Source organism: Phycisphaeraceae bacterium (assembly GCA_019636675.1).
Taxonomy (GTDB): domain Bacteria; phylum Planctomycetota; class Phycisphaerae; order Phycisphaerales; family UBA1924; genus JAHBXC01.
Map to the genome: position 1 here is coordinate 794,669 of JAHBXC010000001.1, position 14,913 is coordinate 809,581.

At 69.4% G+C, this 14,913-nt stretch carries 14 protein-coding genes; 4 read left to right on the forward strand and 10 right to left on the reverse strand.

Annotated elements, in window-relative coordinates; translation table 11 throughout:
* The 5 genes from KF684_03360 to KF684_03380 all read right to left on the reverse strand — a co-directional run bounded on the left by KF684_03360 (position 1) and on the right by KF684_03380 (position 4,786).
* Positions 1-918 (reverse strand): hypothetical protein, encoded by a 918-nt coding sequence (locus KF684_03360; protein ID MBX3351947.1) that lies wholly within the window; start codon positions 916-918, stop codon positions 1-3.
* Entirely contained in the window at positions 915-1,475 is a 561-nt protein-coding gene (locus KF684_03365; GenBank protein MBX3351948.1) for a hypothetical protein, read from the reverse strand. The genes KF684_03360 and KF684_03365 overlap by 4 nt, the downstream gene beginning before the upstream one ends.
* A gap of 76 nt (positions 1,476-1,551) precedes the next feature.
* On the reverse strand, positions 1,552-1,812 hold the full coding sequence (locus KF684_03370; GenBank protein MBX3351949.1) for a hypothetical protein: 261 nt from the start codon (positions 1,810-1,812) through the stop codon (positions 1,552-1,554).
* 68 nt (positions 1,813-1,880) lie between these two features.
* Complete coding sequence (locus tag KF684_03375) at positions 1,881-2,504, reverse strand: cyclodeaminase/cyclohydrolase family protein (GenBank protein MBX3351950.1); 624 nt, start codon at positions 2,502-2,504, stop codon at positions 1,881-1,883.
* A 74-nt stretch (positions 2,505-2,578) separates the two neighbouring features.
* Complete coding sequence (locus KF684_03380; GenBank protein MBX3351951.1) at positions 2,579-4,786, reverse strand: hypothetical protein; 2,208 nt, start codon at positions 4,784-4,786, stop codon at positions 2,579-2,581.
* Between the two features lie 179 nt (positions 4,787-4,965).
* Between KF684_03380 and KF684_03385 the strand changes: the two genes are divergently transcribed.
* The 3 genes from KF684_03385 to KF684_03395 all read left to right on the forward strand — a co-directional run bounded on the left by KF684_03385 (position 4,966) and on the right by KF684_03395 (position 8,697).
* On the forward strand, positions 4,966-5,943 hold the full coding sequence (locus KF684_03385) for a hypothetical protein (GenBank protein ID MBX3351952.1): 978 nt from the start codon (positions 4,966-4,968) through the stop codon (positions 5,941-5,943).
* 351 nt (positions 5,944-6,294) lie between these two features.
* Positions 6,295-7,350, forward strand: a complete 1,056-nt coding sequence (locus KF684_03390) for an NAD-dependent epimerase/dehydratase family protein (GenBank protein ID MBX3351953.1) — start codon at positions 6,295-6,297, stop codon at positions 7,348-7,350.
* Positions 7,351-7,575: 225 nt separating this feature from the next.
* Positions 7,576-8,697, forward strand: a complete 1,122-nt coding sequence (locus KF684_03395; protein MBX3351954.1) for a hypothetical protein — start codon at positions 7,576-7,578, stop codon at positions 8,695-8,697.
* A 146-nt stretch (positions 8,698-8,843) separates the two neighbouring features.
* Here the strand turns inward: KF684_03395 and KF684_03400 are convergent, their stop codons facing one another.
* Genes KF684_03400 through KF684_03410 form a run of 3 tightly spaced genes read right to left on the reverse strand, consistent with a single transcriptional unit; the run spans position 8,844 to position 10,590 of the window.
* Positions 8,844-9,431: a PH domain-containing protein gene (locus KF684_03400; protein MBX3351955.1), complete on the reverse strand. Its 588-nt coding sequence runs from the start codon at positions 9,429-9,431 to the stop codon at positions 8,844-8,846.
* Positions 9,428-10,000, reverse strand: coding sequence for a hypothetical protein (locus KF684_03405; protein MBX3351956.1), 573 nt, complete (start codon positions 9,998-10,000; stop codon positions 9,428-9,430). The genes KF684_03400 and KF684_03405 overlap by 4 nt, the downstream gene beginning before the upstream one ends.
* Positions 9,997-10,590, reverse strand: a complete 594-nt coding sequence (locus KF684_03410; GenBank protein ID MBX3351957.1) for an inorganic diphosphatase — start codon at positions 10,588-10,590, stop codon at positions 9,997-9,999. The genes KF684_03405 and KF684_03410 overlap by 4 nt, the downstream gene beginning before the upstream one ends.
* A gap of 126 nt (positions 10,591-10,716) precedes the next feature.
* On the opposite strand from KF684_03410, the gene KF684_03415 reads away from it, so the two are divergent.
* The gene (locus KF684_03415) at positions 10,717-12,141 is read left to right on the forward strand and encodes a glucose-6-phosphate isomerase (protein MBX3351958.1); all 1,425 of its coding nucleotides are present in this window, start codon (positions 10,717-10,719) and stop codon (positions 12,139-12,141) included.
* 10 nt (positions 12,142-12,151) lie between these two features.
* Here the strand turns inward: KF684_03415 and KF684_03420 are convergent, their stop codons facing one another.
* Together KF684_03420 and KF684_03425 are read right to left on the reverse strand one after the other, a co-directional pair.
* Positions 12,152-12,859, reverse strand: coding sequence for an SDR family NAD(P)-dependent oxidoreductase (locus KF684_03420; GenBank protein ID MBX3351959.1), 708 nt, complete (start codon positions 12,857-12,859; stop codon positions 12,152-12,154).
* A gap of 123 nt (positions 12,860-12,982) precedes the next feature.
* Positions 12,983-14,497 (reverse strand): flagellin, encoded by a 1,515-nt coding sequence (locus KF684_03425; protein ID MBX3351960.1) that lies wholly within the window; start codon positions 14,495-14,497, stop codon positions 12,983-12,985.
* Between the last annotated feature and the right edge of the window lie 416 nt (positions 14,498-14,913).

The following is a 14,913-nucleotide window of genomic DNA, read 5'->3' on the forward strand; positions in this document are numbered from 1 at the left end:
TCAACGACGACCCTGCGCCGGCAGCGCCGGGCGCGGGCACGACGCGTCGAGCACGAGAATCTCGCGCGGGCCGAAGGCCGAGCGCAGCGTGTCGAAGTCGAACGCCTCGTCCGGAATTCGCCCCTGACGCACGCCGTCGGTCATCGCGGCGAGGTTGATCCGAATCTCGGTGTCGGTCGTCGAGTGGGTGATGACAAGCCGCGACGCGGCGCGCGGGGGGATGCCGCCGCGCCCGGCGATCTCCACGTTGTCGTACTCCTCGAGTCTCGCCAGCAGCGTGGGCTGCGCCGCGCCGGACGCGTAGACGCCGATCATCACCGGCTCGAGCGTGCGCGGGTCGAGCGCCAGACGCCGGAAACCGGCTCGCGTCGGCGCATCGACGACGATCTCGCCCCGGGCCGAACGCTGCACGCGCCCCCCGGTCGCAGGCAGCGCCGTCACGCCCATCAGCTCGATGATCTCCAGCGGGTGCGCCGGGAGCCCGAGGTCATCCGCGCACGCCGTCCCGACGTTCTCGTGGCGCGCGATGCTCACCCGGCTTGCGTCGCCGCGCTCGAACCACCAGAAACGCTGCGAATCGCACCCCAGGTACACGACGATCTCGCCGAGTTTGCCCACGCTCAGCGCGAAGCGCGACGGGGCGGCGAACTGCAGGTGCCCCTCGCCCTGCTCTCGCTTGCGACGCCCGTCGGCGTCGATGTAGCGGAACTCCACCACGGCGCGCGCCCACAGCCGCTGCAGCAGCGCCGCTCGCTCGTTGTGCCGCGCCGCGATCTCCTCGTACGAGGGCAGCGACGCGTCGGCCTTCGTCGAGCCGAACTGATCGGGCGACCCGCCCGACGCGCAGCCCAGCGCGACGCCGAACGCGCACAGAGCCAGCACCCGCGCCCCCCGGTTGATCGCGCGAGCGATGCTCATTCGTCACCCCTCACGATGCCGGCCAGCCGGTCCATCACCGACCGGAGCCGGTCGGCCGTCAGCCCGGGGTCCTCGACGAAGGTCGGGGGCGCGTCCGCCGGCTCGCCTCGACGCTTCACGAAGAGCCCCTCGTCGGTCGAACGCTCCAGCTTGAGCAGTCGCTTCCTCGACAGGATCAGCGCGAGCACGAAGCGGAACGCCAGCCGGTTCACGCGCTCGGAGTCGCGCTCGCCCGGGTGGTCCTCGCCCAGTTCGTCGAACAGGTCGACCAGCGCGTCGTCGTCCAGCAGCAGACGCGGCTTCGCGCCCGGCTCGGGGTGCGTCGCACGCCACCACGCGAACACGCGCCGCCCCTCAACCCGCTTGCGCCCCCCGCCCCGGTGGTCGTCGTCGAGGGCGTCCCACGCGTCCTGCGCGATGTCGAGGCGCTCGAAGCCCTCCCCCTCACGCTCCACCAGCGCCACCACGACCGGGTCGCCCGGCGTGAACACGCGATCGCTCAGCGCGCACCTGCCGGTCGACCTCGAAATCTCGAATCCCGACGACATCCTTGTCATGCCCCAAGTCTACCGGCGAAACCCCGGGAGGGAGACGCCGGCTCGCTCCGCCCGCCGCGCCCTGCGCCGTTCACGCTCACTGCGCCTCGAAGAACCGGCGCGTGGTGCCCCCGTCGCCCACCCGCGCGCTGACCTCCCCGCCGCAGCGAGGGCAGCGCCCGACGTACGCCCGTCCCGTCCGATTCTTGTACAGGCGCCCGTACACATGGCAGCACCGGAACCAGATGCCCAGCCACGCGTTCGGGTTGCGCGAGCCCGCTCCGTCCCGCCCCCCGCCCACGGGGGCCTTGGGCAGGGTCACGCCCGGGATATCCACGATGTCGCGAGGGTCGCGCACGACGATCTGTATCGTCCGGGGCCCACGGGGCACTGCACCCGCCAAAGCGCGAGATTTCGACACCCCGTTCAACCTGCCCGGCAGGCCCGTTCCACGCGCGGCAGGAGCGCCGCCGCCCTCGCCAGCAGGTCGTCGGCCTCCCGGACCGCGTCGCTCCCCGGCAGGCCCTCGTCGGTCATCGCCTTCGCGTTGACCTCGACGTTCCACCTCGAGGCCCTCGCGCACGCCTCCAGGAGCACCGCGGCGATGCCCATGTCGCTCAGCAGCCACGGGTTCGAGACCGGGGCCAGACGCTCGCCCAGTTCCAGAACCTCCACGCAGAGCCGGATCACGCCCAGCGGCGCGTCGACCGCCTGGCGCAGCGCCTCGGGAAGGTCGGCGCGGCGCGGGTCCGCCTTGTCGAGACGCTGCAACTCGTTGAGACGCGCGTACGCCGTCGCGTCGCGCTCCGCGAGGGCCAGGAATCGCTTGGCGGCCGCGAAGAGCTCGTCACGCGCCGCTTCGTGCGTCGCCTGGTGCTCCGCGAGCGACTTGCGCCCGACGGAATACGCGACGACCATGTTGGCCAGCGCCGACGCGACCGCGGCGCACACCGGGGCCGCAGCCCCGCCCCCGGGCGCGGGCGACTTGGACGCGAGTTCCGCGAGAAAGGCCTGGATCGTGTGCTGTGAAAACCCTGCTGGCTCGGTCATGGCGCGGGATCGTACCCCCGCGTCATTCCCTCGGCCCGGCCCCACCCCGATCCCACGGCCCCCCGGTCCCCCGGTCAGTTCGACCGCCCGCTCGAGACCGTCGTCTTCTCGTTCTCGCGGATGCGGTTGCGCAGCGCGATACGGTCGTCGTTGTTGCTCTGCCCGTCGAGGTTCAGGTCGGGCTGCGTCGCGGCCTCGTGGTACGCGTACAGGTCGCGCACATCGACCACCCCGTCGGCGTTGATGTCGAAATCAGTCGTCCGGATCGTGAACCGGAAGACCGGCGTCTGCGCTTCGCGCGACCCGACCTCGTTCTGGGCCTCGATGCGCCAGAAGTACGACTGCCCGTTCTGCAGCAACCCGTCGGGCACGGTGAACGCCGTCTCGCCCGTCAGCAGCGGGATCACGAACTCGTCGACCACGAGGTCGGTCATCGCCTCGTCGCGCGCCACCTGCACGATGTACAGCAGCGCCCGCTCGCTCTCGCTCCAACGCAGCGTCACGGGCGCGCCGATGTTCGCGTTGTTCGCCGGGCTCGTCAGCGAGAACTCGCCGGGCAGCGGCGCCGTCGAGAACGAGAACACCTGGCTCGAGCCCGTCAGGTCGATCTGGTTCTTCGCCGTCACGCGCCACCAATAGGTGCGCCCGGGCTGGATGTCGCTCGCCGTCAGCAGGAGCGCCGGGGCGGTGATCCCGTCGCGGTTGACCACCGGGTTCATGAAGTTCGCGTCGGTCGCGACTTCCACGCGATACGAGGTCGCGAACCGTGACGGGCTCCACGCGAGCGCCGTGGGCACGAACTGGTTGGCCGCGTTGTCGGAGGGGCTGACCAGCGCGAACGCCCCGGGCGGGCCGAGCACGCTGAACTGCGCCGTGACCGGGCTCGCCAGCGCAGAGCCGGCCGGGTTGCTCGCGATCACGCGCCACCAGTAGTCGCGGCCCTCTTCCAGTGCGCCGTCGGGCACGAGGAACGAAGTTCCCGTCAGCCCGCTCGCGCTCGCGACGACCTGCGTGAACGCCTGATCGCTCGCGACGACCACGCTGTACGCCGTCGCGTTCTGCGACTCGCCCCAGCGCAGCGTGACCGGCGCCACCACGGGCGCGCCGGCGTTCGCCGGCTCGCTGATGGAGAACGCGCCGGGGCCGGCGAGCGTCGAGAACGCGCGCGACGCGCTGGGCGCCTGCCCGGCGCTGTTGATCGAGATGACCCGCCAGAAATAACTCGTCCCGGCGCTGAGGCGACCAGTCGGGATCGGGAGCGAAGTCCCTGTCACCCCGGCCTGCGTAAACGCCAGCGTGGTGAACTCCGCGTTCGTCGACACCTGCACCGTGTAGGTCGTCGCGCGGGCCGCGGCGCCCCAGGTCAGCGTGAGCGTCGGAAGCACCCCGGTCGCGCCGTTCGCAGGGCCGACAAGCCCCGGGGCCGCTGGCGCAGTGACCGGCGTCCCGCCGCCGTTCCCGCTCCCATCGCCGTTCCCGTTTCCATTTCCATTCCCATTCCCATTCCCATTCCCACCCCCGTTGCCGTTCCCATCGCCGTTGCCGTTGCCGCCGGTGTTCTGAACGGCGTTGCCTCGCACGCGCAGGAACCCGTCCCCGCCGCCCGAGCCACCCAGGTTGCTCCCGCTCCCGCCCAGCGCGACGCCGTCGAGCGCAGCGCCCTCAGCGCCCTCCGCCCCGGCCGGCGTGCGGCCCTGCGAGAGCGGCCGGCGCGCAAACGCGCCGAACTCCACCGAGGGCATCGGCACGAATTCCTGTCCCTGGACGAAACCCTGCTCCTCGTACGCCAGCTCGGCCCTGGGGAACTCCGAGCCACCCGCGCCCGCCTGCGCAGCGCCGGGCGTGATCGGACGCGCCGGCTGGCCCTGATTCGCCGCGTTCTGCGGACGCATATTCCGCGCGATCTCCATCGCGCGACGACGGTTCTCGAGCGCGTCCTCGCGCTGCTGACGCAGCCACTCCGCCGAGTCTTCCGACAGCGGCGCAACATTCTGATTCGCGGCGCGACGCGCCTCCGCCGCTCGCTGCGCCGCGACCTGCATCGTCTGCGGCGTGCCCTGAGGCCTCGAGGTCGGCCCCGAGATCGCACGCTCGGGCGACGGCGCAGGGGCCGGCGCGACACGCGGCCCGCTCGTGGTCGTCTCGGTCGTGGACGTGGCTTCCTCGCGCGGCAGCACGACGACGCCAGAATCAGCGCCCACATCGCACCCGCGCTGCAGCACCCCGAACAGCAGGACGCCGAAGACGCAGCCAATCACCGTTGCCCAGCCGACGCGGCTCATCGTCACCTCTTGCGCTTGGACCACTCCCGCCCCGGCGCACCCGCGCCGCGACGCATCCCAAGCATGCCCGACCCTCTGTTGTACGCAACAGCCGGGCGCAGGGTCCGGGTTCCGTCTGGAGCGATTACGAAGCCTGTGCGCCCAAGAACCCCGATCGCCCCGCCCTAGAGTCCCCAGACATGACCACCCACGCCCCCACAGACCCCGGCCACGCAGGCCCGGAAATCGAGTTCCCCGAGGTCCGCGTCAACCTCCGGATGCCCAATAACCCCTGCACAGGCAAGGTCGTCTCCTCGGAGTTGTGCACCCAGCGCAAGGCCGCCGGATTCGTCCGCCACATCGCTATCGATGTCAGCGGCACCGAGCTCGAGGGCAACCTCCTCCCAGGGCAGTCCTTCGGCGTCCTCGCCCCCGGAAACGCCGACAACGGCAAGCCCCATAAGCCCCGCCTCTTCTCCGTCGCCTCCCCCAGCAAGGGCGAAGACGGCCAGGGCAGGGTCATCGCCACCACCGTCAAACGCCTCGTCGACGAGCACTGGACCGACCACACCCTCTACCACGGCGTGTGCTCCAACTACCTCTGCAACCTCCAGCCGGGCGACGAGGTCCGCCTCTCCGGTCCCAACGGCAAGCGCTTCCTCCTCCCCAAAGACCCCCACAAATACAACTACCTCTTCTTCGCCACCGGCACCGGCATCGCGCCGTTCCGCGGCATGGCCCTCGACCTCCTCGACGCCGGCGTCGCCTCGCACATCCACCTCTTCATGGGCGCGCCCTACGCCTCCGACCTGCTCTACCACCCCCACTGGCTCGACCTCGCCCAGAAACACGACAACTTCCACTACACACCCGCCCTCTCGCGCGAGCGCCAGGCCGACGGGCGCGACCCGATGTATGTCCACAACCGCATCGGCACCGAACTGGACCGCATCCTCCCGGCGCTCGCCGCCGACAACACACTCATCTACATCTGCGGCGTCGCGGGCATGGAACTGGGCGTCTTCCAGGAACTCGCCAAACACCTCAGCCCCACACAACTGAAGAACTACCTGCTCGTCGACCCCGAAGCCATGGGCGACATCCCCAACTGGAACCGGCGCATGATCCATCAGCAACTCAAGCCGACCAAGCGACTGCTGATGGAGGTCTACGCCTAGACAGGGAGCAGGGAAGAGGGAGCAGGGAGCAGGAAGAACAAGAGGGTGGCGTGGTACGGCGCAGCCGTGCCACGAGATCTGACTGTTTCGCACGGTCTGCATCTTGCACCCCTCCCGCTCGCGGGAGGGGGCAGGGGGAGGGTCTTCTCTTCGCCCCCTCGCCCCGCTTGCGGGGAGAGGATGGCGAGCGCAGCGAGCCAGGTGAGGGGTGTGTCCCAGAAGGCACGAGGGATGAGGCACGAGGCACACGGCAAGATCGCGCGAACGAGCGCCCCGTGCCGATCCGAACCACTCACCCCAGCCCTCTCCGCTCGGGGGACAAGGGGCCGAATACACTCCCCCTCCCCACCCATGACCACCACCGCCACCCGCCCACTCGAAGTCCACCACCCCATGACCACCACGCGCGCGATCCTCATCACCGGCGCCGGCGGCGAGATCGGCCACGGCCTGATCCACGCCCTCTCCGAGCACACGCGCACCCCCATCGTCGCGCTCGACAAGAACGCCATCGACCCCGCTCTCGCCAAGCGCTGCGCCGCCTCCATCGAGGCCGACATCACCGATGACAAGGCCGTCGCCCAACTCGGCGAGAAGTACGACTTCGACGCGATCTTCCACCTCGCCGCCCTGCTCTCCTCCACCAGCGAGAGGGTCCCCGACCTTGCGCTGCGCGTGAATGTGCTCGGCACGGCCCACCTCCTCAAACTCGCCGGCGACACCGGGGTGCGCACCGGCAGGGCCACGCGCTTCCTCTTCCCCTCCTCCATCGCTGTCTACGGCATGCCCGACGCCGCCGCCAAAGAGCGCGCCGGCAAGATCCGCGAAGACCAGTTCAACACGCCCGCCACGATGTACGGCTGCAACAAACTCGCGTGCGAGCACCTCGGGCGATACTTCTCCGAGCGCGACGCGCGCATGCAGCACCAGCCCCAGCGCGTCGACTTCCGCGCCATCCGCTTCCCGGGCATCATCTCCGCCGACACGCTGCCCAGCGGCGGCACGAGCGACTTCGCCCCCGAGATGATCCACGCCGCCGCCAAAAAGCAGCCCTATTCCTGCTTCGTGCGCGAGGACACGCGCATCCCCTTCATGACGATGCCCGACGCCGTGCGCGCCCTGCTCGCCCTCGACAGCGCGCCGCAGTCCTCGCTCACGACGCGCGTCTACAACATCGGCGCCTTCGCCCCCAGCGCGGGCGAGGTCCGCGACATCGTGCGCAAAGAGTTCCCCGGCGCGAACATCACCTTTGAGGTGAACCCCGCGCGCCAGGCCATCGTCGACTCCTGGCCCGCCGACCTCGACGACACACTCGCGCGGCGCGACTGGAACTACACGCCCCGGCACGACCTGCGCGCGGCGTTCGACGACTACCTCATCCCGGCGATCCGCGCGCGCTACGCGTGACCGGATCGCTCCTTCTCCTCTCGCATGTCACGAGATGCGAGATGGAGGGATGCGCGGCCCCCGGTGTTTCGCCCGGGGCGCATCGATCTGGATAAGCAGCATCCGCATTCACGCCCGCGTTCTGGCTGTATAGTGCGGCGCTGACACGGCGCGTGCTTACTCCATGCTTCCGTTCCAGGTTGTGCGCCAGCCGCACTCCACGATCACGCCTAAACGGACACTCGAATGCTGTATGTCGATATCCCCACGCGCTCAGATCTGACCGACCTCGCCGTTCATCGCGCGCCGATGTCCGTCACGATCTACCTCCCCACAACCCCGGTCACCACCGACTCCGAAGCCGACCGGATCCTCCTCAAGAATCTCGCGAGCGACGCGATCTCGCAGCTCGAATCGGCCGACGCCGACAAGCGCAAGGTGCGCGAGATCGCCGAGGAACTCGACGACCTGATCGACGACGACGAGTTCTGGCGCTTCGCGGCCAACGGCCTCGCGGTCTTCGTGACCCCCGAGAACCTGCGCACCTTCCGCGTGCCCACGGCGCTCGAATCCGGTTTCCATGTCGCGGACCGCTTCCACCTCAAGCCGCTGCTCCGCGCGACGACCTTCTGCAACAGCGGCTATGTGCTCGCCCTCGCTGAGGGCAGCGTCCGTCTCGTCGAGGTCTGCGCCGAACTCCCGGCGACCACAGTGAAGGTCGAGGACATGCCGAAAGACGCGGCGTCCGCCGCCGGTCAGTCGAGCATCGCCGGTCGCCAGCACCGAGGGCGACTCGTCGGCTCCGAAGGCCAGAAGGTCCGGCTCCGCCAGTACGCCAGGAAGATCGACTCGTCCCTGCGCGGGCTGCTCTCGGGCGGCGAACTCCCGCTCGTGCTCGCGTCGGTCGACAATCTCGCGGCGATCTACCGCTCGGTGAACAGCTACCCTTACCTGTCGCCGGAGCGCATCGCGACGAGCCCGGAGCGCATCTCCGAAGCCGATCTCGCCGCCGCGGCACGCCCCCTCTTCGACAATCTGTACCGCCAGCGCCTCGCTGATTGGCACTCGCTCTTCAAGCAGCGCAACGGCGAAGGACGCGCCTCCACCGACGTCGCGCAGGCGGCGCGCGGCGCGACCTACGGTCTCGTACAGACGCTGCTCGTGGACAAGAACGCCGTCGTCCCCGGCTCGATCGACGAGCAGAGCGGCGCGATCCATCTCGACGACGCCGCACACGCCGGGAACTACGGCGTCGTCGACGAGATCGCCCGACGCACGCTTCTCTACGGAGGCGAGGTCCTCAGCGTGCGCGCCGCCGACATGCCCAGCGACAAGCCCGTCGCCGCGATCTTCCGTTATCCGTTCTGATCATCCCCGTTCAACGCGGTGACACGAGCCCGGTCAGCCAACGACCGGGCTCGTGGTCGTTCCGGGGCTGGCCGCACCCTCGTGGCGCCCGCTGCGCGTGCACCACGCCACCCATCCCTTCCCCCCGCGTGCCCATTGCCGATTGCCTACTGCCTTCCTCCCGCATTCCTCACCGCCTTCTGCACCGTCTCGAACACGCCGTCCGCCTTCCCCACCATCAGCCACGCGGCCTCGACGCCCCCCGTCCCCGCCGTCGCGAAGCCGATCGTGCCCAGCCCGAAGATGCGCTCGGGGATCGATTTCACCATCGCCAGGTGTTGGATGTTCGACAGCGGCGCCTCGAACCTGAACCGGCGCAGCACGCCCCCGGCGCGGATCACGCGCCGGTTCGTGAGGATGTACCCCTCGTTCCACCACACGAGGAACTGCCACAGCACACGCCCAATCGCGAGCACGATCGCGTAGGTCGTCACCATCCCCGCGTCGATGGGCAGCCACCCGCGCGACGCGATCAGGTGCAGCGCGACAAGCCCGATCACCAGCGCGATCAGACTGCCGGCGCTCGCGAGCAGCACGAACAGCGGGTGGGGACGCAGCGAGAGGATGATGATCTCCCCGTCGCGCAGGTCCGCCGCCGCCAGCGCGACGGGGTCGTCGATCGCGTCGGGGCCGATCACGCCGGCGACCTCCGCCGCCGCGTGCCTTCCCTCGCGCTCGCCGCTGGTCGCGCTCATGCCTTCTTCCACTCGCTCTCCGCCAGCTCGCGCACATCGGGCAGGTTGCGGTACAGCCCGTCGTAGTCCAGCCCGCACCCGATCACGAAGGCGTCTGGGATGTCGAAGCACGCCAGGTCCGCCTCGACCGGGTCGTCGCGGTCCTTGGTCTTGCGCAGCAGCACGCACACGCGCACCGAAGCGGGGTTCTGTTTCGCGACGCGCCGGCGGATTTCCGCGAGCGTGCGCCCGCTGTCGAGGATGTCGTCGACGATCACGACCCGCCGCCCCCCCAGGTCGCCCGGCACGTCCTGGATCACATCGAGCCCCTGCGAACTCGTCGCTGTCCCCGGGTAACTGCTGAAGGTGACGGGCCGGATCTCCATGCGCACCGGCATCGCGCGGATCAGGTCCGCCGCGAACACGAGCGCGCCTGTCATCACGAGGATCAGCTGCACGCGATCGCTCTCGGGCAGGCCCATCGCCTCGCGCTCCTGCTCGAGCTCGCGCGAGAGCGCCGCCCCCACCTCGCGCACGCGCGACGCGATCTCGCGCTCGCCGATCAGCACCGTGGCCTGTGGCTCGCTCATGATCGCATCGTCATCGCGACCGCGCCGACGCCGCTCGTGGGGAGTTTCCCGAGGCGCACCGCCTCCTCGTACCGCTTCATCGAGTCTTCGATGATCGCGTGCGCCGCCTCCGCCGGAAGGATCTCGTCCACCTCGACCTCCTTGCCCTCGAGGGTCTTGTAGTCCTCGAAGAAGCGGCGCAGCATCCGGAAGGTGTGCGCCGGGAAGTGGCTCGCCTTGGTCATCGCCGCGTACGCCGGGTCGTTCACCAGAACCGCCACGATCTTGTGGTCGGGCTGGCCCTCGTCCATCATGGTCATCAGCCCCACCGCCCGCGCTTCGCACAGGCACAGGGGAGGGATGTCCTCCTCGCTGAACACCAGCACGTCCAGCGGGTCGTCGTCCTCGGCGTAGGTCCGCGGCACGAACCCGTAGTTCGCCGGGTAATACACCGCGCTGCTCAGCACGCGATCGAGTTTCAGCATGCCCGTCGGCTTGTCCAGCTCGTACTTGTTCGACGACCCCTTCGGGATCTCGATCACGGCGCGGAAATGCTCGGGGAGCGGGTACTTCTCCGTCGCGGGAGAGACATCGTGCCAGGGGTGGGCCAAGGGGTTCCGCTCCAGTGGGGTGCGCGGGTGAGGGTTCCGTCAAGATCATCGGCAGTCCGCGGCGTCGGCGCTCGCCCGGGGGCTGCCCGACCAACGCACGCCGCGAACGACGGTACTCTACCACCCATGCTCACCCTCGATTACGCCAGCGCTCTCTCCCCTCGCGTCGGTGACCACGGGCTCGACCCGGCGTCCCTGGGCGCGAACTCACCCTCCGCCAGGGCCGCCGCCGACCTCACGGCCCGGCTCAACAAATCCCGCGGCACGGGCTGGGAGCGCTGGCGCACCCTCCCCTTCGACCCCCAGCGCTCCGAGCACACCACCGCGATCCACCGGCTCGTCGAGGAACGGCGCGGCAAGTACGACAACCTCATCGTCATGGGCATCGGCGGATCGGCGCTGGGCAACATCGCCCTCCAGGCGGCCCTCAACCCGGCGACGCACAACCTGCTCGACGCGAAGCACCGCCGCGGCCCGCGCCTCTTCGTCGTCGACAACGTCGACCCGCAGTACTTCGGCAGCGTCCTCGACTTCGTCCGCGCCACCGACCCCAACCTCGAACGCACCTGCTTCAACGTCGTCAGCAAGTCGGGCGAGACCGCCGAGACAGCGTCGCAGTTCATGACCATCCGGCGCATGCTCATCGACAAGCACGGCGAGGCCGCCCATGGCAAGCACATCGTCGCCATCACCGACCCGAAGCAGGGCACGATGCGAAAGATCTGCGACGCCAACAAGTATGTCACCCTCCCCGTGCCCGACGGCGTGGGCGGGCGGTTCTCCGTGCTCTCGCCCGTCGGTTTGTTCTCCGCCGCGATGACGGGCATCGACATCGACGCCCTGCTCGACGGCGCCGCGGAGATGGACACGCGCTGCGCCGAATCCGAACTCGCCAAGAACCCCGCCGCCCTGCTCGCGACGCTGCTGGTTCGACTCGGGATGGAGAAGGGCAAGGTCAATCACGTGATGATGCCCTACTCCAACCGGCTCTACCTGCTCGCCGACTGGTTCCGCCAGTTGTGGGCCGAGTCGCTGGGCAAGAACAAGACCCTCGACGCCAAGCCCACCGCCGCCGGATTCACGCCCATCAAGGCCCTGGGCACGACCGACCAGCACTCGCAGGTGCAGTTGTACCGCGAGGGCCCCAACGACAAGGTGTTCTGTCTCGTCGAGGTCGCCGACTTCGGCAAGGACGACTTCGCGATCCCCACCGGGCTGGGCGTCGAAGCGACGAAGTACCTCGAGGGCTCGACCTTCGCGACCCTGCTCAACGCCGAGAAGGTCGCCACCGAGTACGCGCTCGTCGAATCGCAGCGCCCGACGATGACGATCCGCTTCCCGCGCATCGACGAGCGACACGTCGGCCAGTTCCTCGCCCTGTGGGAGGTCGCGACCTCGTACGCAGGGCTGATGCTCAACATCGACGCGTACGACCAGCCTGCGGTCGAGACCGGCAAGGTCGCGACCTTCGGGCTGATGGGGCGCGCCGGCTACGAGGAGTGGAAGGCCAAGGTCGAGAAGAAACTCGGCAAGACCGAGTTCGTGATCTGACGCGCAGGGCTCACGCGTTGCCGTAGACGGGCACGACGCCGCCCCGGGTCACCGTGTTCTCGACCGACGCGAGCCAGACGATGGTGCGGGCCACGTCGTCGACCTTCGGCCAGGACGCGTGATCGGCGTCGGGCATCGCGAGCCGGTTCGCGACCGTGTCCATGACGCTCGGCGCGACCGCGTTGACGAGGATCCCGTCCTTCGCGACCTCTTCCGCCAGCGCGCACGTCAGCCCGACGACGCCCGCCTTGCTCGCGGTGTACGCCGTCATGTTCGCGCCCAGTCGCGGCTCGAGCGCCGGCCTGGCCGCGACATTCACGACCCGCCCCCCGGCGCCCGACGCGCGCATCGCCTTCACCGCCTCGCGGCAGCACAGGTAGCAGCTGATCAGGTTCATCCCGATCTGCCCGCGCAGCGTCGCGCCCGTCGTCTGCTCGATGGGGCTCCACGCGAAGCCGCCCGCGATGTGCACGCTGGCGAAAACACCGGGGATTCCAGCAAAGAACCGCCCGACGACGCCCTCGTCGCTCAGGTCTCCGACGACTTGGGCACGCACCCTCGCGTGGTCGCGCAGCGCGAATCGCGACAGCTCCCGCTCGTCGAACGCCGGCACGTGACATTCCGCGCCGCGTTCGACGAGCATCGCGACGACCGCAGCGCCGAGCGCCCCGGCGCCCCCGGTGACGACGACTTGCTTTCCGGCGAACAGGTCCTGCATCGCGGGCCTCCTTCGGTTGGTCCGCTGCACGATAGCGGGCGCGCGGGGCAAAAAGAAAAGCCCCGGTCCAGAGGACCGGGGCGTGGGGTCAGGTCAGTTCAGGCGTTCTGAAGCGAACTCGGTTTAGCCGAGCAGCGACAGGGCGCTCTGGGGCTGAGCGTTCGCGATCGACAGGACCTGCGTCGCGGACGACACGAGGATCTGCGAGCGGGTCAGCTCGGCGGTCTGGGCCGCGAAGTCCGTGTCGCGGATGACCGACTCGGCGGCCTGGGTGTTCTCGAGCGAGACGCCCAGCGAACGGATGGTCGCGCCGACGGTGTTCTTCTGGAACGCGCCCAGACGACCGCGGAGCGAGGAGATCTCGCCGATCGCGTTGCTGACGACGCGCTGCGCCTTGGTCAGGTCGCCGTCGACCATGTTGAGCTCGGCGCCGGCGCCGAGGTCCGACAGCTTGAACACGGTGCTGCCGTCGTCGTAGCGACCGACCTCGCGGGCGGCCACGTTGGAGATGCCGATCGAGACCTTGTTGCCGATGTTGACCTCGCCGGCGAGCTGGAAGTCAGCGCCGCCGCCGGTGATCGTGAACGCCTGGACGTTCGCCAGGTTCTGCGACGCGGTCGTCGACAGCTCGATCTCGACGTCGAGGAAGTCGGTGTTGATGCGGGCCGTCTTGCCGACCGTCGTGGCGTTGATGCCGTTGATGGTCGCGCCGAGGTCCTGGCCGTAGTCGGTGATGCGGTTGGCGGCGGTGGCGAAGGTGGTGGCCGAACCGACGTTGGCGGCGTTGTTGTTCGCGGCCTCGTAGGTGAACACGCCGTCGCCGGCGGCGCCGCCGTCGTCGAGCACGCGGACGGACACCAGCTCGCTGGAGCCGAACTCGGTGCTGGCGAGGCGGATCGCGGTGCCGGACACGGTGGCCTGGACGCCGGTCACGTCGGTGAAGGTGTTGATGGTGTCGGCGATGTCATCGAGCGAGGTGCCCGACGAGAACGACAGCTCGCGAGAGCCCTGCGAGCCGCCGATCTCGATGACGAAGCGCGAGGACGCGTCGGCGAGGTCGATGCTGCCGCCGCCGAAGGACAGCGCGAGGGCGCCGACCTGGGCGGACTGGGTCACCTGCACGTTGACGTCGCGGGTGCCCTGGTAGGTCAGCTTGGCGCCGTTGACCTTGTAGTTCGCGACGTCGGCGTCGACGCCGTTGACGGTGTAGTCGAAGTTGCCGTTCAGGAGCTTGATGCCCTGGAACGAGGTCGCGGCGGCGACGCGGTCGATGGTCTGCAGGATCGAGTCGACCTGCAGCTGGTTGGCCTGCTTCTCAGCGGCCGAGAGGCCGGCGGTGTTCGCGGTCTGGGTGACGAGGCCCTGGAGCTCGGTCAGAAGACCGGAGATTTCCTGGAGACCACCCTCGGCGATGTTGGCGACCTGGTCGGCGCGCTCGGCGTTGTTGATCGCCTGGCCGGTGCCGCGCGCCTCGGCGCGAAGGGCTTCCGACGCGATCAGACCCGAGGGGTCGTCCTTACCACGGTTGACGCGGAGACCGGTGCTCAACCGCTCGAGAGAGGTCGTGAGCGAGCGGTTGTTGTTGCCCAGCACGCGCTGAGCGATAAGAGACTGAACGTTCGTGTTGATGCGTGACATACCAGCGAATCCTCCGTGAAGCGTGCTTCCCTCAGCGAGGGGGCCTTCCTGCGTGACGCCTTCCGAGCCGCTACGCCGCGGCGACGGGCGAGCCGGCCGCCAATCCAGGCGACCAACGGCTCGGAGGGGCGCAACCGCCCCGACGCCATGCCCCGATGTCCATCCCGGGGCCAGCGGAGCGGATCGGCGACTCTCGGGGGGCGTTTCAGTGCGCGACCCCTCGCGGCCAGCGAACCGCGCCGGCGCGCCGTCACGACCGCGCGAGCCGGCACAACCGTCACAGACGGAACACCGAGAACCGGGCGTCCGAGAACGCGCGCCGGAGGACGAGCGCGCGCGATAACGCCGGCGTGCGGTCCTCCGCACGCCGGCGTCGGGTCAGAAATGGGAGAGTCTGAACTCGTTCAGACCAGCGC